Annotated in this window: 1 pseudogene; it reads right to left on the bottom strand. The window is 63.2% G+C overall.

The features are described from left to right. Positions 1-122: 122 nt before the first annotated feature. Positions 123-250: pseudogene (locus IT41_RS21225) on the bottom strand (IS5/IS1182 family transposase); the annotation flags it as partial.

Raw genomic sequence — 250 nt, 5'->3', positions numbered from 1 at the left:
GAAACGCAGGCCCGCGTCGGCTGCGCCAGCTGGAAAGCTACGCCGCCACGGGCCTGCTCGCCACATCGCCAAAGGGGTCCCTTTTGGACGCCGATAGGGGGGGAACATTCAACGCCGATTGACACCTCGAAGCCTTGCGCCGCGTCGGATCGTTTGACGATCTCGATGGTCCAGCGGCCAATACCGATCAGAGCCTCGCGCAGTTTTGGTCCTGCATATCCTCCGTCCGCGAAGACATGGCGCAGCTTCG

Origin of the sequence: Paracoccus halophilus (assembly GCF_000763905.1) — a bacterium.
GTDB lineage: Bacteria > Pseudomonadota > Alphaproteobacteria > Rhodobacterales > Rhodobacteraceae > Paracoccus > Paracoccus halophilus.
Note: the sequence above shows the minus strand (reverse complement) of the source record. Positions and strands in the feature narration are given on the sequence as shown.